We start from the raw sequence: 17,828 nt of genomic DNA, 5'->3' as shown, positions 1-17,828 counted from the left end.
GACGGTTGGGCAAGCCGGAGCATGTAAAACTTTTCAAACCAGTGCTCATTTCTGATAATTGGTACTGGCATAAAGCCTTTATCCGGCTCACTATTTGTCACAGAATTGACGCCAAGGAAACGGCGACCATAAGGCAAGATGAGCATCCATTTTTACTGACGGTTGAACATTTTGTCGTCGCCACGGTCGTATTTCCACCCCGTGCGGCCAATTTGAGAACCGCTTCCCCTGAACCAAAATCTGGTCAATTTATATGCGCCCAATGAAACAGGCTATTTATTCAAGCCGCACCGCTGACAAATTTGTCGTCCGCCTGCCAGACGGGATGCGTGAGCGCATTGCCGAGGTAGCGCGCAACCATCACCGCAGCATGAACTCTGAAATTATCGCGCGCCTGGAACAGAGCCTTATCCAGGAAGGTGCGTTGGGTGACGAGCTGAGCATGCGCCTGGACAGCCCTGAGCTGTCCCTGCATGAGCGCGAGTTGCTGCAGCGCTTCCGCCAACTGTCCCACCGACAGCAGAACGCCCTGGTTGCCCTCATCGCTCACGATGTGGAAATGGCCGCCGACGCTTCCTGAGGCGTGCAGCGAACATGAAAAAGCCAGCGTAAGCTGGCTTTTTTGTGGGCGCCTGACTAGCCGCGCTGCAGCCCCTGTGGGAGCGGCCTTGTGTCGCGAAAGGGCTGCAAAGCAGCCCCGGGGCATCAGCAGCAATGCACAGATTTCTGGGGCTGCTTCGCAGCCCTTTCGCGACACAAGGCCGCTCCCACAGGGCCGCGCAACTGCAAGAAAAGGGGTTTACAGCAGGAACAGCGTAGCCAGGCCAAGGAAGATGAAGAAGCCGCCACTGTCCGTCACGGCAGTGATCATCACACTCGCCCCCATCGCCGGGTCGCGCCCCAGGCGGGCCAACGTCATCGGGATGAGCACACCCATCAGCGCCGCCAGTAACAGGTTCAAGGTCATCGCTGCGGTCATCACCACACCCAGTGACCAGCTGCCATACAACCAGAAAGCCACCGCACCAATCACGCCTCCCCAAACCAGGCCGTTGATCAGCGACACCGCCAGCTCCTTGCGCATCAGGCGACTGGTGTTGCCCGGCGACACCTGGTCCAGCGCCATGGCGCGGACGATCATGGTGATGGTCTGGTTACCCGAGTTGCCACCAATACCCGCAACGATCGGCATCAACGCCGCCAACGCCACCAGCTTTTCGATCGAGCCTTCGAACAGCCCGATCACGCGCGAGGCAACAAAGGCGGTGATCAGGTTGATCGCCAGCCATGCCCAACGGTTGCGGAACGAGCGCCAGACCGAGGCAAAGATATCTTCCTCTTCACGCAGACCCGCCATGTTGAGGACTTCGCTCTCGCTCTCCTCACGGATCAGGTCGACCATCTCGTCAATGGTCAAACGGCCAATCAGACGACCGCTCTTGTCCACTACAGGTGCCGATACCAGGTCATAACGCTCGAAAGCCTGCGCCGCATCATAGGCATCTTCCTCAGGCTGGAAGGACACCGGGTCGGTCGCCATGACCTCCGCTACCTTCTTCTCTGGGTCGTTGACCAGCAGGCGCTTGATCGGCAATACCCCTTTCAGGATGCCGTCATAATCGACCACGAACAGTTTGTCGGTGTGGTTGGGCAGTTCTTTCAGGCGGCGCAGGTAGCGCAGTACCACCTCCAGGCTGACGTCTTCGCGGATGGTGACCATCTCGAAGTCCATCAGCGCACCGACCTGCTCCTCGTCGTAGCTCAGCGCCGAGCGCACACGCTCGCGTTGCTGGGCATCGAGGGTTTCCATCAGCTCGTGAACAACGTCACGCGGCAGCTCAGGGGCCAGGTCGGCCAGCTCGTCGGCGTCCATTTCCTTGGCGGCGGCCAGCAGCTCGTGATCGTCCATGTCGGCGATCAACGATTGACGAACCGAGTCGGAAACTTCCAGCAGGATGTCGCCATCGCGATCCGAGCGCACCAGCTGCCAGACCGTCAGGCGGTCTTCCAGGGGCAAGGCTTCGAGGATATAGGCGATGTCGGCGGGGTGCAGGTCATCAAGCTTGCGCTGCAGCTCGACGAGGTTCTGGCGGTGGACCAGGTTTTCTACCAGGTCATTGTGCGCGCCTTCCTGGCGGTGCGTCAGGTCCTCGACCACACGCTGGCGTTGCAGCAGTTCGACCACCTGGGCCAGGCGATCCTGCAGGCTTTCTTGCGCTTTTTTTACTTCTACTTCAGTCATAGGCGAACTCCACTCCCAGCAGCGGAGCACGCCGGGAGAATCAATCGGTCAGATCTTTCTGTATGAATCTTGTTAGCGAGTAACTACTGGGTAAGTCCATGGTGGTTTTCCACAAGCCCCGGCGGGGCTGACGGGCGCAATCATACACTGCTCAAGCTGTCAGATCGCTTAAAATTTTGGTCAGAACAATCGTTTGCGTGATAAAGGTGGGACAACGCTCGAAGCTATGAGTGCGACGATTGTTGTGGATGGGGAAGCACATTGAAGTTCAGGTACGCTGCGCCTGATCAATTTGGGGCTGCCTTACAGCCACACGCTACACCCTGCTCATTACAGAAGAGCTTAGATCGACATCGCCAACAATTCAGTGGCGCAAAAAACAAAAAGCCCGCTCAATTGAGCGGGCTTCTTGATGGGGTATGGCGGACTCAGCAGGATTCGAACCTGCGACCGCTCGGTTCGTAGCCGAGTACTCTATCCAGCTGAGCTATGAGTCCGTGGTGGTAGTTTTAGACCAGATTACCACTGGTTGACTGAAGCAGCTTTGCAAGCAGAGCCACTTCAAAAAGTGGCGGACTCAGCAGGATTCGAACCTGCGACCGCTCGGTTCGTAGCCGAGTACTCTATCCAGCTGAGCTATGAGTCCGCATTGGTAGTTTTAGACCAGATTACCACTGGTTTCTTGAAGCAGCCTTGCAAACAAAGCCACTTCAAAAAGTGGCGGACTCAACAGGATTCGAACCTGTGACCGCTCGGTTCGTAGCCGAGTACTCTATCCAGCTGAGCTATGAGTCCGTGTCTTGCCGCGCATTATAGGTCGCTGAAACATTTTTGCAAGAACTTTTTCGTTTAAAATCAACTACTTAGCGTTCTTACCGTTTACAGCGCCCTAAGCGAATAATGGCGGTGAAGGGGGGATTCGAACCCCCGATACCCTTATGAGGTATACTCCCTTAGCAGGGGAGCGCCTTCGGCCACTCGGCCACCTCACCGCAACACGAGGCGAATATTAAAGAACCTCTTTCACCTTTGCAACCCTTTTTTTGAAAAAAACTTCAAAAAAATTAAAGGCTTGGCTCTTCATCCTTCTCTTTCTTGATCCGCAGGTAGATTTCCTCGCGGTGAACGGCCACTTCTTTAGGGGCGCTGACGCCAATACGCACCTGGTTGCCTTTGACGCCAAGCACCGTCACGGTGATCTCGCCGTCTCCAATGATCAGGCTCTCGGCGCACCGACGAGTCAGAATCAACATAGCTTTCTCCTTACGCAAAACATTCAGGGGTAACAGTCTTTGGTATCAGGGCCTGGTCGTGGACGACGACCAGGCCCCGGTTACTCGCCACACAGGGCAGGACAGGCCATGCGTGGCGAGCAGAAACGCGAAGGGCGCGGCAAGCCGCGCCCTTCCTGGCAGCGCCTTACTCGCCCTGTCGGACAGGTGCGTCGAGCTCGAACGCGGTGTGCAGCGCACGCACGGCCAGCTCCAGGTACTTCTCTTCGATCACGACCGAAACCTTGATCTCGGAGGTGGAGATCATCTGGATGTTGATGCTCTCCTTGGCCAGGGCTTCGAACATGCGGCTGGCAACACCGGCGTGCGAACGCATGCCGACGCCAACGATCGAGACCTTGGCGATCTTGGTATCGCCGATCACTTCACGGGCACCGATTTCGCGGGCAGTGTTTTCCAGCACGCTTTGCGCCTTCTCGTACTCGTTGCGGTGTACGGTGAAGGTGAAGTCGGTGGTGTTATCGTGGGCAACGTTTTGCACGATCATGTCGACTTCGATGTTCGAAGCGCTGATCGGGCCGAGGATCTTGAAGGCCACGCCCGGGGTGTCCGGCACGCCGCGAATGGTCAGCTTGGCTTCATCACGGTTGAAGGCGATACCGGAAATGATCGGCTGTTCCATGGATTCCTCTTCATCAATGGTAATGAGGGTACCCGGACCCTCCTTGAAGCTGTGCAGCACGCGCAGCGGAACGTTGTACTTGCCGGCGAACTCCACCGAACGGATCTGCAGCACCTTGGAACCGAGGCTGGCCATTTCCAGCATCTCTTCGAAGGTGATCTTCTCCAGGCGTCGGGCCTGTGGCACGACGCGCGGGTCAGTGGTGTAGACGCCATCGACGTCGGTGTAGATCTGGCACTCGTCAGCTTTCAGCGCTGCCGCCAGGGCCACACCCGTGGTGTCGGAGCCGCCACGGCCCAGGGTGGTGATGCTGCCGTGCTCGTCGACGCCCTGGAAGCCTGCTACCACGACCACGCGGCCTTCCTTGAGGTCGGCACGAATCTTCTGGTCGTCGATCTGCAGGATGCGCGCCTTGTTATGCGAGCTGTCGGTGAGGATGCGCACCTGGTTGCCGGTGTAGGACACGGCTGGCACACCACGCTTGATCAAGGCCATGGTCAGCAGGGCAATGGTGACCTGCTCACCGGTCGACACGATCACGTCCAGTTCACGCGGAACCGGATGATCGGTGATCTGCTTGGCCAGGTCGATCAGGCGATTGGTTTCACCGCTCATGGCCGACAGCACAACCACCAGGTCGTCGCCTGCCTCACGGTGTTTCTTGACCTTTTCGGCAACCTGCTCGATCCGCTCGATGGAACCGACAGAGGTGCCGCCAAATTTCTGTACGATCAACGCCATTTCAATGGTGCCTCAGCCCATACAGGGCCTCAAAAAACAATCCAACATGAAGGAGTGGACGGGAGTGGCCTGTGTGGCTAAGCCTTGCACCCGAGACTGAGCGCACGAATTAGCCGTACAGGCCACCAGACCACCCACCCCTTCATCTCAAAGTCCCTGCTCTGCGAATGGCACGGCCAGCGCCAGGGCCTGGTCCAGTGCAGCGACGTCGACGCCACCACCCTGGGCCATGTCCGGACGACCACCGCCCTTGCCACCCACCGCCGCAGCGGCTTGTTTCATCAGATCGCCAGCCTTGAGTTGGCTGGAGAGGTCCTTGGTCACGCCGGCCACCAGCACAACCTTGCCCTCATGCTCGCTGCCCAGCAGGATCACTGCGTGGCCGAGCTTGTTTTTCAACTGATCGACCAGGGCCAGCAAGGCCTTGCCGTCCTGCCCATCCAGGCGGGCGGCGAGAACCTTGGCACCCTTGACCTCAACAGCCGCGTTGGAGAGATCGTCCCCGGCGGCGCTGGCAGCCTTGGCCTGCAACTGTTCCAGCTGCTTCTCCAGCTGACGGTTGCGCTCGAGCACAGCCGACAGCTTGTCGATCAGGTTGTCGCGGTTGCCCTTGACCAGTTGCGCGGCTTCCTTGACCTGCTCTTCGGCAGCATTCAGGTAGGCCAGCGCAGCAGCGCCGGTCACGGCTTCGATACGGCGCACACCAGAGGCTACGCCGCCTTCGCTGATGATCTTGAACAGGCTGATGTCACCGGTGCGCTTGGCGTGGATACCGCCGCACAGCTCTACCGAGAAATCACCGCCCATGCTCAGCACACGCACGGTGTCGCCGTACTTCTCGCCGAACAGCGCCATGGCACCTTTGGCCTTGGCGGTTTCGATGTCGGTCAGTTCGGTTTGCACCGGAGTGTTCTTGCGCACTTCGCGGTTGACGATGTCTTCCAGGGCCTTGATCTGCTCTGGCTTCAGCGCCTCGAAGTGGCTGAAGTCGAAACGCAGGCGCTGGCTATCCACCAGAGAGCCCTTCTGCTGTACATGTTCGCCCAGCACCTGGCGCAGCGCTTCGTGCAGCAGGTGGGTAGCAGAGTGGTTGAGCGAAGTGGCGTGCTGCACCTCGGCATCGACCTTGGCCACGACCGGCGAACCGATCACCAACGCACCGCTGGCGACCACGCCGTGGTGCAGGAAGGCACCGCCGGTTTTGGTGGTGTCGCGCACATCGAAGCGCGCAGCGCCGGCCTGCAGGAAGCCGGTGTCACCCACCTGACCACCGGATTCGGCATAGAACGGCGTGCGGTCGAGCACGACCACGCCCTGCTCGCCTTCACCTAATTGGTCGACGGCCTGGCCGTCTTTGTACAGGGCGATGATCTTGCCTTGGCCTTCGGTGGCGTCGTAACCGAGGAACTCGGTGGCGCTGTCGACCTTGACCACGCTGTTGTAGTCCATACCGAAGGCGCTGGCGGAACGCGCACGCTCACGCTGGGCGTCCATCTCGCGCTCGAAGCCGGCTTCGTCGATGGTCAGCTCGCGCTCACGGGCAATGTCGGCCGTCAGGTCCATCGGGAACCCGTAGGTGTCATACAGCTTGAACACCACATCGCCCGGTACCACGTCGCCTTTCAGCTGGGCCAGGTCCTGCTCGAGGATGCGCAGGCCTTGCTCCAGGGTCTTGGCGAACTGCTCTTCTTCAGCCTTCAGCACACGCTCGATGTGCGCTTGCTGGCTCTTCAGCTCAGGGAAGGCCTCGCCCATTTCGGCGGCCAGTGCGGCAACGATCTGGTAGAAGAAGCTGCCTTTGGCTCCCAGCTTGTTGCCGTGGCGGCAGGCGCGACGAATGATGCGCCGCAGCACATAGCCACGGCCTTCGTTGGACGGCAGCACACCGTCGGCGATCAGGAAGCCGCACGAGCGAATATGGTCGGCGACCACCTTCAGCGACGCCTGGCCGTCATTGCTGCAACCGATAGCCTTGGCCGCAGCCGCCAGCAGGTTCTGGAACAGGTCGATCTCGTAGTTCGAGTGCACGTGCTGCAGCACGGCGCTGACGCGCTCCAGGCCCATGCCGGTGTCCACCGACGGCGCTGGCAGCGGGTGCAGCACGCCGTCGGCGGTGCGGTTGAACTGCATGAAGACGTTGTTCCAGATCTCGATGTAGCGGTCGCCGTCTTCTTCTGGCGAGCCGGGCGGGCCGCCCCAGATGTCAGCGCCGTGGTCGTAGAAGATTTCGGTGCACGGGCCGCACGGGCCAGTGTCACCCATGGTCCAGAAGTTGTCGGAGGCGTAAGGGGCGCCCTTGTTGTCGCCGATGCGCACCATGCGCTCGGCCGGCACGCCGATTTCCTTGGTCCAGATGTCGTAGGCTTCGTCGTCAGTGGCGTAGACGGTGACCCAGAGCTTTTCCTTGGGCAGGTTAAGCCACTTGTCCGAGGTCAGGAAGTTCCAGGCGTAGGTGATGGCATCACGCTTGAAATAGTCGCCGAAGCTGAAGTTGCCCAGCATTTCGAAGAACGTATGGTGACGCGCGGTGTAACCGACGTTTTCCAGGTCGTTGTGCTTACCACCGGCGCGCACGCACTTCTGGCTGCTGACAGCCCGGGTGTAGGCACGCTTCTCCGCGCCGAGGAAACAGTCTTTGAACTGGTTCATGCCGGCATTGGTGAACAGCAGGGTTGGGTCGTTGTTCGGGATCAGCGAACTGGAGGCGACTCGGGTGTGTCCCTGCTCTTCGAAGAAGCGAAGGAAGGCTTCACGGATTTCTGCGCTTTTCATAGGTTCTTCCACGGAAACGGCGGCCCTGTCGGGCAAACGCGTCGACGAAACGACGGCAAAGGGCCGCATTATATCGGTCCTGCAATCTCGATGCAGTGTGTTTATACGATAGAAACCATCGTTTGGACGGTTTTTCGGGCTATGCAAACGAAAATGACATGACCGGATGCTAAATCCTGTCTTTCGCCACTGGCAAGCCAATTACCGCCGATGGGAAGGGAAAATGGAACAGGCGGTGAATTAAAAGAGTTTCATGGGGAATGAAGGATCCAATTCATCCTGTCAAGGCCCTATCGCCGGGGCAGGAAGACAGGCAATCAGCCCAGCCGCTGCCCCGAATCCGGCACAATCAGGATGCCGGCCCGCAAGCCGTTCCTGACCTTGGGATTGGGAAAAATGATGCGCGCCCCCTCCTCCTCGACCACCCAGCGCATTTCGGCCAGGTCTTCGGCCAGCAGGTAACCCTTGCTCAGCTCTGAGAAGTTTTCGATGTCCGCTGGCAGGTGCAGGTGGAAGCTGTCGCTGTGCTTGATGATCTCACGCGAAACGCTGAACAGTTGCAGGCCATCCAGCGAGCCTTCACCCTCTGGCTCGGTGCCTTCGATGATCTGGATCAGGCGCTCTTCGAGCCGGTCGAGGTTGACCTGCTCGTTCTGGCCAAACGGGCGGGCCTTGCCCAGTTCCAGAGTGAAAGCTTCGGCATCCAGCTGTTCGTAGGTAAAGGCACTGAAGGTGATGGAGGATTTGCTCTGCAGCAGCACCGCTTCCATGCCTGCCGCTGCCAGGCGCGCCAGTTCACGACGGGAGTGCTTGCGCCCTTCTTTATAGGGGTACAAGGCAAATTGCTCGATCTTCGAACCGCGGATGGCGGTATGCAGGTCGTAGTGCAGGCGGCTGCGCTCCGGCTTGCTGAAGAACACCCGGGCGAACTGTTCCAGCTCGGCGGCACGTAATGCCTCGAAGCCACTGGAAAGCTCATGGCGGCCGTTGAACAGCCGATTGATGTCCTGCTCGATGAACCGTTCGCCCTTGCGGATCGCCGCCGGGTTGCCAAACAGGAACAGCAGCCGTGCCTTGGGTTTGATCTTGCCGTTGGCCACACCGTGCAACAGCCGTTCGAGCAATTCGATCGGCGCCGTTTCGTTGCCATGAATGCCCGCAGACAATAACAAGTCCAGCCCGCAATCATCGCTTTCGGCGGGGCGCACTTCGAGCGCGCCCTCCCCCAGCCAGCGCAAACGCGCGCCCTTGGGTGTCACTTGGGTCTTCTCGGCCGGTTCGTGATCGGTGAGTGTCAGCTCAAGCAATTTGCCAAGGGCGAGCATAGGGGCTTCCTTAGTGGTGGTGGCCGCAGTCAGGGCCATGGACGTGATCGTCGTCTTCGCCAACCTCGGCCGGCTCCATTTCCAGCTGCAGGCTGACCAGGTTGGTGGCCATCGGGCGCAGCAGCAGGTTGGCGTACTCGGTGTCATCTTCATCGACATCTACACCGATCAGCAGCTGGCCACGGCCGTCCTGCTGAATCCACACTTCCTTACCTTGCCAGACCACGGCAAAACGGGTGCAGGAGGTTTCCAGCTGGGTGCCGTCTTCATCTTCAAGGATCAGGCGCAGGGCATCGGTCATTGCAAAGTCTCTCTTCAAGGTTGGCGTTGGAACGGGTATACCGAGCCCAACTTCAGGATCTGGGTCAATTCGTCCAGTGCCGTACGGCATTCCACCAGCAACTGCGGGTCGGCCAGGTCCGCTTCGCCCAGGCGATCGCGGTAATGCTTGTCGACCCACTGCACCAGGGTGTCGTACAGCGGGGCGGTCATGATAACGCCTTGGTTCACCGCCGCCAGTTCCGATTCCTTCAACGCCACGCGCAGACGCAGGCAAGCCGGGCCACCGCCGTTCTGCATGCTTTGCTTGAGGTCGAATACCTTGACCTCCCTGACCGGGCCACCTTGGCTGGTCAGCTGGCCCAGGTAGGCCCAGACCCGCTCGTTGTTGCGGCACTCCTCCGGCACCACCAGCAGCATGGAGCCGTCATCGCGGCTGAGCAACTGGCTGTTGAACAGGTAAGAGCGCACGGCATCCTCTACCGCCACCGCCGCACGTGGCACACAGATGGCCTGGAAGTGGCCGCCCTTGTTGGCCAGTTTAGCGCGCAGCTGACCAAGCACCGCGTCAGTCTCGAGGAACGCGTCCTCGTGATAGAACAGCACTTCGCCGTTGCCCACCGAAATCACGTCGTTATGGAACACGCCCTGATCGATCACGGCGGGGTTCTGTTGAGCGTAGACCACACCGCCATCGCTCAACCCATGCAACCGGGCCACGGCCTGCGAAGCCTCCAGGGTTTGCCGGGCCGGGTACTTCTGCGGCGCCGGGTAACGGCTGTCGAAGGCACTGCGGCCGTAAACGAAAAACTCCACGCCGGGGTCACCATAAGCACGGCAGAAGCGCGTGTGGTTGGCCGCGCCCTCGTCACCGAACTGTGCCACGGCCGGCAATGCTGCGTGGTGGGCAAAGTGTTTCTCGTTGTTGAACATGGCGCCCAGCACACGGCTGGTGGTCGGGTGCTCGATGCTGCGGTGGTACTTGCAGTTCAGGTTGGCGGCGGTGAAGTGCACGCGGCCATCCGCCGTGTCGGCACTGGGGCTGACCGTGGCCGCATTGGCCACCCACATGCTCGAGGCCGAGCAGCTGGCCACCAGCAACGGCATGGCGTCTTTCGCAGCACGCTGGATGACCTCGGCATCGCTGCCGCTAAACCCCAGGCGGCGCAGCGCGGCCACATCCGGGCGCTCTTGCGGCGCCAGCACGCCCTGCTTGAAGCCCATGTCGGCCAGCGCTTTCATTTTTGCCAGACCTTGACGCGCGGCTTCGCGCGGGCTGGAACCCTGCTGGCTGTTGCTCTGTGAAGCCACGTTGCCGTAAGACAGGCCGCCATAGTTGTGGGTAGGCCCCACCAGGCCATCAAAATTCACTTCATAGGATTTCATCGGCTAGGCTCCGTGACCTGTTGTTATAGGGTGACGCCCGGCGTGAGTGTCGCCGGCAAGGCAAGGCTGGCGGTCTCCAGCGAAGCCACGGGGTAAGCACAGTAGTCAGCCGCGTAGTAGGCACTGGCGCGGTGGTTGCCACTGGCACCCACGCCACCGAACGGCGCGCTGCTGGCGGCGCCGGTCAGTTGCTTGTTCCAGTTGACGATGCCGGCGCGGCTTCGCAGCCAGAAGTACTGGTAGCGGGCACGCGAGTCGGACAGCAAGCCGGCGGCCAGACCGAACTGGGTGTTGTTGGCTTCATCGATGGCGGCATCGAAGTCGGCGTAACGGATCACCTGCAACAGCGGGCCAAAGAACTCCTCGTCCGGGCGCTCGGCCACGCCTGTGACATCGACAATGCCCGGGGTCAGCAGCGCGGCATCGGCCTGCGGCTGGGTCATTTCCAGCAGCTTCACGCCACCCTTGGCGGCCAGTTCGGCCTGGGCCGCAATCAGCGCCCGCGCCGCCTGCAGCGAAATGACCGAGCCCATGAACGGCGCTGGCTGATCGTCAAATGCACCCACCGTGATGGTTTTGCACACCTCGACCAGGCGTGCGATCAGCGCATCACCCCAGGCGCCTTGCGGCACCAGCAGGCGCCGCGCGCAGGTGCAACGCTGCCCGGCAGAAATGAACGCCGACTGGATAATGGTGTACACCGCAGCGTCGAGGTCCTTGACCTCGTCTACCACCAGCGGGTTGTTGCCCCCCATTTCCAGGGCCAGAATCTTGTCCGGGCGACCGGCGAACTGCTGGTGCAGCAAGTTGCCGGTGCGGCTGGAACCTGTGAAGAACAGGCCATCGATCCCCGGGTTGGCGGCCAGTGCCACACCGGTTTCACGCGCGCCTTGCACCAGGTTCAGCACGCCCGCCGGCAGGCCGGCGGCGATCCAGCAGTTGACGGTCAGCTCGGCGACCTTGGGCGTCAGCTCGCTGGGCTTGAACACCACGCAGTTACCCGCCAGCAGCGCCGGCACAATATGGCCGTTGGGCAAGTGACCGGGGAAGTTGTAGGGGCCGAACACCGCCACCACGCCATGAGGCTTGTGCCGCAGCACGGCCGTGGCGTCGGCCAGCGGGCCGCTCTTTTCCCCGGTGCGCTCGCGGTAGCTTTGTACCGAGATCGCCACCTTGTTGATCATGCTGGTGACTTCGGTCGCCGACTCCCACAGGGGCTTTCCGGTTTCCTCACCGATGCACTGTGCCAACGCTTCGGCATGCTTTTTCAGCTGTTCGGCGAACTTCTCCAGCACATCGATGCGCGCTTCCAGGCTCAGTTGTGCCCACGCTGGGAAGGTCCGGCGCGCTGCCTGCACAGCGGCCTCCACTTGGCTGGCGTCAGCGCCCTGCCCTTGCCAGATGACAGCCTGGGTTACCGGGTTCAGCGACTGCAGGGCTTCGCCCTGCCCCGCCAGCCAATTGCCTGCGATGTAATGCGTGGTCATTTATTGGGCCTCCCGGCTGGCCGACAGCGGCACGGCACGCACGTTGTCGCCAGCCCCCATGCGCAGACGCTTGGCGGTCAACGGGTCGACCACCAGGGTACCGGCGGCCAGCCGCGCCGGAGCGGCAGTGATGCGGCAATCGTCGCGTTTGCGGTTGTGGATGATGTAAGGGGTGGCGTCATCGCCCGGCGTGCCGACTGCCAGCACCAAGGTCTGGCTCTCGCGCACGGCGCGGATCTTGGCGGTATCACACTCGATGGCGGGGCCTGCGTCGAAGATGTCGACATAGCCCTGATAGTTGAAACCTTCCTGCTTGAGCATGGCCAGCGCCGGCTCGGTGTCGACGTGCACGCGGCCGATCACCTCGCGCGCCGCCTCGGACAGGAAGCAGGTGTACAGCGGGAACTTGGGCATCAGCTCGGCGATGAACGACTTGTTGCCTACGCCGGTCAGGTAGTCCGCCTGGCTGAACTCCATCTTGAAGAAATGCCGGCCAAGGCTTTCCCAGAAAGGCGAACGGCCATGCTCGTCGGACATGCCACGCATTTCGGCGATGATCTTTTTGCCGAACAGCTCCGGGAACTCAGCAATGAACAGCATGCGCGCGCGCGACAGCAGGCGGCCATTGAGCCCGGAGCGGTAGTCGCTGCGCAGGAACAGCGAGCACAGTTCAGAGTTGCCGGTCAGGTCGTTGGCGAGGAACAGGGTGGGGATTTCGCGATAGATCTTCAGCTCCTGCGAGGCGCTGACGGTCAAGCCGACCCGGTAGTTGTACCACGGCTCGCGCAGGCCGACGGCACCCGCGATGGCACTGATGCCCACCACCAAGCCTTCGTCGTTTTCCAGCACGAACAGGTAGTCGGTGTCGCCACGCTCGGCTTCGCCACGGAAGCTCTTTTCCGCCCAGCCAACGCGATGCCCCAAGCGTTCTTCGTTGGCCGGCAGCGTGGTCAGCCCGGTGGTGCCGGTGCTGCGTGCCAATTCGATCAACGCAGGCAAATCGCTGCTGCGTACAGGACGAACGATCATGCTATCTCCTTGTGCGGCGGCGGCGGCCGGCGCAAAACTCTTCTAACGCATCAATCCCGAAACGTCTGTTACCAGACCTCAGACTGCGACCAGGCGCACACTGCCACCCTCGCCCACACCCAGCGCATCGGCCGCAGCCAGGCTCAGGCACACCGGCTTGCCGGGCACCCAGTCCAGGTCCAGCAGCACTGCGCGGTAGTCCTGCAACTGGCCGTTGCACACCAGGTACGGGCGCCCCCCCTTGCCCGGCGCGGCCTCGATTTTCACCGGCGCCGAGCGGCTCTGGGCAATCGAGCGAATGCCCGAAGTGCGCGCATGCAGAGTCGGGCCGCCGTCGAAAATGTCGATGTAATGCTCGGTCTCGAAGCCTTCGCGCATGAGGATGTCGAAGGTGATCTGCGCGCGCGGGTGCACCTGCCCCATGGCTTCCTGCGCCTCATCGGGCAGCAGCGGCACGTAGATAGGGTAATGCGGCATCAGTTCGGCGAGGAAAGTGCGGCTCTTCAGGCCACACAGGCGCTCGGCGTCGGAGTAGTTAAGGTCGAAGAAATTGCGGCCGATGGCATCCCAGAACGGCGATTCGCCATTCTCGTCGCTGTAACCGACGATTTCGGTCACTACCGAGTCGGCGAAACGCTCCGGGTGCGCGGCCATGAACAGCAGGCGACCGCGCGAATTGAGCTCGGCCCAGCCGCTGTTCACCAGCTCCGGCAATACATAGAAGCTGGTCAGCAGGCTGTTGCCGGTCAGGTCATGACACAGCGACAGCACGTGGATCTTGTTGTGGATCTTCAGTTCGCGCGAGGCATGCACGAAGGTTTCGTTACGAAAACTGTAGAACGGCTCGGAGTAGCCAGCCGAAGCGACAATGGCCGAGCAGCCGGCCAGCTTGCCGGTCTCGCTGTCTTCAAGCACAAAAAAGTAGCTTTCCTCGCCGTTGAAGCTGACCTCGGCGGCGAAGGAAGTCTCGGAAGCGGCGATCTTGTCGCCCAGGCGAGCAGCGTCGTCCGGCAGCGAGGTGACACCAATGGGGCTGTCTGCAGCCATGCGCTGCACTTCGTTCAGATCAGCCATTTGCGCGGGGCGCATCACCAGCATGGTGTCACTCCTTTGGAATACGGGCCGCTCACCGCGGCACGGAAAAACGGCAGGTACACAGGCACCTGCAGTGGAATCGGTTATCGCCGGCCAGGCCCGCTAGTGGCCTGGGCCGGCAACGGGACCGCAGGCGGATCAGCCTTTGGTCAAGGCAGCCACAGCGCGCTCGAAGCGGTCCAGGCCTTCATCGATGTCGGCGTCTTCAACCACCAGGCTTGGCGCAAAACGGACCACGTCCGGGCCGGCCTGCAGCACCATTACGCCTTCTTTCTCGGCAGCGTTGAGCACGTCCTTGGCCTTGCCCTGCCAGGCCTCGGCAAGTACGCAGCCGATCAGCAGACCAACACCACGTACCTGGGTAAACAGGTTGTACTTCTGGCCGATCTGTTCCAGGCGGGTTTTGAAGCGTGCGTGCTTGGCCTTGATGCCGGCCAGGGTTTCAGGGGTATTGACCACATCCAACACCGCGCAGGCGACGGCGCAGCCCAGCGGGTTACCGCCGTAGGTGGTGCCGTGTGTACCGACCGCCAGGTGCTTGGCCAGTTCGGTGGTGGTCAGCATGGCGCCGATCGGGAAGCCCCCGCCCAGGCTCTTGGCGCTGGTCAGGATGTCGGGCGTCACGCCGTAGTGCTGGTAGGCATACAGCGAACCGGTGCGGCCCACGCCAGTCTGCACTTCGTCGAAGATCAGCAGGGCGTTGTGCTCGTCGCACAGCTTGCGCGCGCCTTCCAGGTAGGCCTTGTCGGCCGGCACCACGCCGCTCTCGCCCTGGATCGGCTCGATCACCACGGCGCAGGTCTTGTCGGAAATCTTTGCCTTCAACGCTTCCAGGTCGTTGTACGGCACGTGGCTGATGCCAGTGATCTTCGGACCGAAACCGTCGGAGTACTTCGGCTGCCCACCAACGCTGACGGTGAACAAGGTGCGGCCGTGGAAGCTGTTCACCGTGGCGATGATTTCGTGCTTTTCCGGGCCGAAGCGGTCATGGGCGACGCGACGGGCCAGCTTGAAAGCGGCCTCGTTGGCCTCGGCGCCGGAGTTGCAGAAGAACGCCCGGTCGGCAAAGGTAGCGTCCACCAGCTTGTGAGCCAGGCGCAGGGCCGGCTCGTTGGTGAACACGTTGGATACGTGCCAGAGCGTGTTGGCCTGGTCGGTCAGGGCCTTGACCAGTGCCGGGTGGCAGTGGCCCAGGGCGTTTACCGCGATGCCACCGGCAAAATCGATCAGCTCGCGACCCGACTGGTCCCACACACGGGAACCCTCGCCTCGCACAGGAATGAAGGCCGCCGGAGAATAGTTGGGGACCATGACCTGGTCGAAATCGGCACGTTGCACCGGGGCTTGCTCAACGGACATCTGAGTCTCCTGAAGAGGAACGCTGGCCTGGAAGTGGGCGAGCGATGGGGGGATTGTAAGGACTGATCCGCGCCTGTCCTTGCGGCCAAGCGACAACTTGTTACAGCGCAAAACCCAGTTTTGACAAGGCTTTCGGCAATGCGACAAACACTGTCGCAATCGCGCAGTGTACGGGAGAGAGGATGCTGGGTGAACGGGTGTTCACATTGGGATTGAACGCTGCCTGCACCGGCCCTTTCGCGGGACAAGCCCGCTCCCACAGATTCACTACTGAATCAGATGGCAACGAGCATCTGTGGGAGCGGGCTTGCCCCGCGAAAGGGCCAGCACTGACAGCAACGTTTCAGCCCTTTTCGGCAGGCGCCGAGCTCAGTTCGAACGGGCTGCTGCTGCGTCGCTGGTTGCGGTCTTCCCGTGGCGTGGCGCCAAAGAAGTTGCGATAGGCACTGGAAAAATGCGGCCCCGAGGAGAAGCCACAGGACAAGCCGATCTGGATGATCGACTTACTGGTCTGCATCAGCATCTGCCGCGCCTTGTTGAGCCGCAGCTCCAGGTAGTACTGGCTAGGCACGCGGTTCAGGTACTGTTTGAAGATACGCTCCAGCTGGCGACGCGACACGCACACATGCTGAGCAATCTCGTCGGTGGTCAGCGGTTCTTCGATGTTGGCTTCCATCAACAGCACCGCCTGGGTCAGTTTGGGATGACTCGAACCCAGGCGGTTTTGCAGCGGAATGCGCTGACGCTCGCCACCCTCACGGATGCGCTCCACCACCAGTTCTTCCGACACCGCACCCGCCAGCTCCGCCCCGTGGTCACGGGCCAGCACTGCCAGCAGCAGGTCGGCCACGGCGATGCCGCCACAGGCCGTCAGGCGATCACGGTCCCAGTCGAACAGGTGGCTGGTGGCGATGACCTTGGGGAAGCGTTCGGCAAAATCGTCCTGCCAGCGCCAGTGCACCGCAGCCCGGTAACCGTCGAGCAGGCCCAGCATCGCCAGCGGATAAACCCCTGCAGACAAGCCGGCGATCATGCAGCCACTGCGCGCCAGCTGCTTGAGCGCAGTCGACAGGGACGCCCCTACCGCCGCAGGCGGCTCATCAGCAACCAGGAACAGTTTGTGGCACCCCTCCAGGCGGCCGGCCCACGGCTCGCCGGGCAGGCGCCAACCGCCTTCTTGCGCTGGCTCCGCCTGTAGAAAGGCCAGTTCGTAAACCACATCCGGATGCACCCGCTGCGCCACCTGCAACACTTCCTCGGCCAGCGCCAGGGTCAAGGGCTTGGTGCTGGGCCAGATGAGAAAACCGATTCGCTGGGTGGTCATAGGGTGCGGTCCGAAACCTGAGGTCGTTCGAGTCTGTGCGCCGGGTCAGGCTGCGCTCGCAGCGCAGCATGCCCTATTCTGGTGCAAAAATGCAGCTTTTACTTCAGGCTGCCCGAGAGGAACTGCTTCAGGCGCTCCGACCGCGGGTTGGCCAGTACTTCGCGAGGGCAGCCGGTCTCTTCCACCAGGCCTTTGTGCAAGAACACCAGCTGGTTGGACACCTCACGAGCAAACCCCATTTCGTGAGTCACCACCACCATGGTCCGGCCCTCCTGAGCCAGCGCCTGCATGACCTTGAGCACATCCCCCACCAGCTCCGGGTCGAGCGCCGAAGTCGGCTCATCGAACAGCATGACCTCCGGCTCCATGGCCAAGGCCCGGGCAATTGCCACACGTTGTTGCTCACCGCCCGACATATGCCCGGGGAAAGCGTCCTTGCGGTGGGCCACCCCCACCTTGGCCAGGTAGTGCTCGGCCTTTTCAAGGGCTTCTTTCTTGTTCACACCCAGTACATGGACCGGCGCTTCGATCACGTTCTCCAGCGCCGTCATGTGCGACCACAGGTTGAAGTGCTGGAACACCATCGACAGGCGCGAGCGCATGCGCTGCAGCTGGCGAGGGTCGGCGGCCTTCAGCGCACCGTCCTTGGCGGCGACCAGCTTGAGTTCTTCGTTGTTGAGCAGGATCTTGCCAGCGTGCGGCTGCTCCAGCAGGTTGATGCAGCGCAGGAAGGTCGACTTGCCCGAACCGCTGGAGCCGATAATGCTGATGACGTCGCCGGCCTTGGCCGCCAGGGACACGCCCTTTAGCACTTCATGGCTGCCGTAGCGCTTGTGCAGGTCTTGGACTTCGAGTTTGTACATGCTGTCGATTCT

The 17,828-nt window shown here is 61.4% G+C and carries 14 protein-coding genes and 4 tRNA genes; 1 reads left to right on the top strand and 17 read right to left on the bottom strand.

From position 1 onward, the window contains the following. The first annotated feature begins 253 nt into the window (after positions 1-253). Positions 254-580: an Arc family DNA-binding protein gene (locus tag CKW35_RS21105; RefSeq protein WP_003254499.1), complete on the top strand. Its 327-nt coding sequence runs from the start codon at positions 254-256 to the stop codon at positions 578-580. 219 nt (positions 581-799) lie between these two features. Here the strand turns inward: CKW35_RS21105 and mgtE are convergent, their stop codons facing one another. From mgtE to CKW35_RS21020, 17 genes are all read right to left on the bottom strand, one after another. Then, positions 800-2,242, bottom strand: a complete 1,443-nt coding sequence (mgtE, locus tag CKW35_RS21100) for a magnesium transporter (protein WP_016488484.1) — start codon at positions 2,240-2,242, stop codon at positions 800-802. Positions 2,243-2,662: 420 nt separating this feature from the next. Then, positions 2,663-2,739 (bottom strand) — tRNA-Arg (locus tag CKW35_RS21095). A gap of 72 nt (positions 2,740-2,811) precedes the next feature. Then, positions 2,812-2,888, bottom strand: a tRNA-Arg gene (locus tag CKW35_RS21090). A gap of 72 nt (positions 2,889-2,960) precedes the next feature. Next, positions 2,961-3,037 (bottom strand) — tRNA-Arg (locus tag CKW35_RS21085). Between the two features lie 106 nt (positions 3,038-3,143). Next, positions 3,144-3,234 (bottom strand) — tRNA-Ser (locus CKW35_RS21080). A 72-nt stretch (positions 3,235-3,306) separates the two neighbouring features. Then, a complete protein-coding gene (gene csrA, locus CKW35_RS21075) occupies positions 3,307-3,495 on the bottom strand; it encodes a carbon storage regulator CsrA (RefSeq protein WP_003254503.1) in 189 nt (62 codons plus the stop codon). 166 nt (positions 3,496-3,661) lie between these two features. Next, positions 3,662-4,897, bottom strand: a complete 1,236-nt coding sequence (locus CKW35_RS21070) for an aspartate kinase (protein ID WP_016488485.1) — start codon at positions 4,895-4,897, stop codon at positions 3,662-3,664. Positions 4,898-5,044: 147 nt separating this feature from the next. Next, positions 5,045-7,669, bottom strand: a complete 2,625-nt coding sequence (gene alaS / locus CKW35_RS21065) for an alanine--tRNA ligase (protein ID WP_024717733.1) — start codon at positions 7,667-7,669, stop codon at positions 5,045-5,047. A 317-nt stretch (positions 7,670-7,986) separates the two neighbouring features. Continuing rightward, positions 7,987-8,994: a succinylglutamate desuccinylase gene (gene astE / locus CKW35_RS21060; protein WP_016488487.1), complete on the bottom strand. Its 1,008-nt coding sequence runs from the start codon at positions 8,992-8,994 to the stop codon at positions 7,987-7,989. Between the two features lie 10 nt (positions 8,995-9,004). Continuing rightward, positions 9,005-9,295, bottom strand: a complete 291-nt coding sequence (locus CKW35_RS21055) for a hypothetical protein (protein WP_016488488.1) — start codon at positions 9,293-9,295, stop codon at positions 9,005-9,007. A 14-nt stretch (positions 9,296-9,309) separates the two neighbouring features. Beyond that, entirely contained in the window at positions 9,310-10,659 is a 1,350-nt protein-coding gene (gene astB / locus CKW35_RS21050; RefSeq protein WP_060519129.1) for an N-succinylarginine dihydrolase, read from the bottom strand. A 23-nt stretch (positions 10,660-10,682) separates the two neighbouring features. Next, entirely contained in the window at positions 10,683-12,146 is a 1,464-nt protein-coding gene (gene astD / locus CKW35_RS21045; protein ID WP_023047696.1) for a succinylglutamate-semialdehyde dehydrogenase, read from the bottom strand. Beyond that, positions 12,147-13,175, bottom strand: coding sequence for an arginine N-succinyltransferase (gene astA / locus CKW35_RS21040; protein ID WP_016488491.1), 1,029 nt, complete (start codon positions 13,173-13,175; stop codon positions 12,147-12,149). Between the two features lie 78 nt (positions 13,176-13,253). After that, positions 13,254-14,273 carry an arginine/ornithine succinyltransferase subunit alpha gene (gene aruF / locus CKW35_RS21035; RefSeq protein ID WP_095116796.1) on the bottom strand — a complete coding sequence of 340 codons (1,020 nt, stop codon included), beginning with the start codon at positions 14,271-14,273 and terminating at the stop codon, positions 13,254-13,256. Between the two features lie 135 nt (positions 14,274-14,408). Further along, positions 14,409-15,629 carry an aspartate aminotransferase family protein gene (locus CKW35_RS21030; protein WP_016488493.1) on the bottom strand — a complete coding sequence of 407 codons (1,221 nt, stop codon included), beginning with the start codon at positions 15,627-15,629 and terminating at the stop codon, positions 14,409-14,411. A gap of 343 nt (positions 15,630-15,972) precedes the next feature. Beyond that, entirely contained in the window at positions 15,973-16,953 is a 981-nt protein-coding gene (gene argR / locus CKW35_RS21025; RefSeq protein WP_016488494.1) for a transcriptional regulator ArgR, read from the bottom strand. Positions 16,954-17,051: 98 nt separating this feature from the next. Then, positions 17,052-17,816, bottom strand: coding sequence for an ABC transporter ATP-binding protein (locus CKW35_RS21020; RefSeq protein WP_016488495.1), 765 nt, complete (start codon positions 17,814-17,816; stop codon positions 17,052-17,054). Positions 17,817-17,828 lie beyond the last annotated feature (12 nt).

This window comes from Pseudomonas sp. Irchel 3F3 (genome assembly GCF_900187545.1).
Lineage (GTDB): Bacteria > Pseudomonadota > Gammaproteobacteria > Pseudomonadales > Pseudomonadaceae > Aquipseudomonas > Aquipseudomonas fortuita.
Note: the sequence above shows the minus strand (reverse complement) of the source record. Positions and strands in the feature narration are given on the sequence as shown.

Bases quoted from the DNA above. Each gene is read 5' to 3' on its own strand.
- CKW35_RS21105 (WP_003254499.1), top strand. From the start codon at position 254: ATGCGCCCAATGAAACAGGCTATTTATTCAAGCCGCACCGCTGACAAA.
- mgtE (WP_016488484.1), bottom strand. From the start codon at position 2,242: ATGACTGAAGTAGAAGTAAAAAAAGCGCAAGAAAGCCTGCAGGATCGC.
- csrA (WP_003254503.1), bottom strand. From the start codon at position 3,495: ATGTTGATTCTGACTCGTCGGTGCGCCGAGAGCCTGATCATTGGAGAC.
- CKW35_RS21070 (WP_016488485.1), bottom strand. From the start codon at position 4,897: ATGGCGTTGATCGTACAGAAATTTGGCGGCACCTCTGTCGGTTCCATC.
- alaS (WP_024717733.1), bottom strand. From the start codon at position 7,669: ATGAAAAGCGCAGAAATCCGTGAAGCCTTCCTTCGCTTCTTCGAAGAG.
- astE (WP_016488487.1), bottom strand. From the start codon at position 8,994: ATGCTCGCCCTTGGCAAATTGCTTGAGCTGACACTCACCGATCACGAA.
- CKW35_RS21055 (WP_016488488.1), bottom strand. From the start codon at position 9,295: ATGACCGATGCCCTGCGCCTGATCCTTGAAGATGAAGACGGCACCCAG.
- astB (WP_060519129.1), bottom strand. From the start codon at position 10,659: ATGAAATCCTATGAAGTGAATTTTGATGGCCTGGTGGGGCCTACCCAC.
- astD (WP_023047696.1), bottom strand. From the start codon at position 12,146: ATGACCACGCATTACATCGCAGGCAATTGGCTGGCGGGGCAGGGCGAA.
- astA (WP_016488491.1), bottom strand. From the start codon at position 13,175: ATGATCGTTCGTCCTGTACGCAGCAGCGATTTGCCTGCGTTGATCGAA.
- aruF (WP_095116796.1), bottom strand. From the start codon at position 14,273: ATGCTGGTGATGCGCCCCGCGCAAATGGCTGATCTGAACGAAGTGCAG.
- CKW35_RS21030 (WP_016488493.1), bottom strand. From the start codon at position 15,629: ATGTCCGTTGAGCAAGCCCCGGTGCAACGTGCCGATTTCGACCAGGTC.
- argR (WP_016488494.1), bottom strand. From the start codon at position 16,953: ATGACCACCCAGCGAATCGGTTTTCTCATCTGGCCCAGCACCAAGCCC.
- CKW35_RS21020 (WP_016488495.1), bottom strand. From the start codon at position 17,816: ATGTACAAACTCGAAGTCCAAGACCTGCACAAGCGCTACGGCAGCCAT.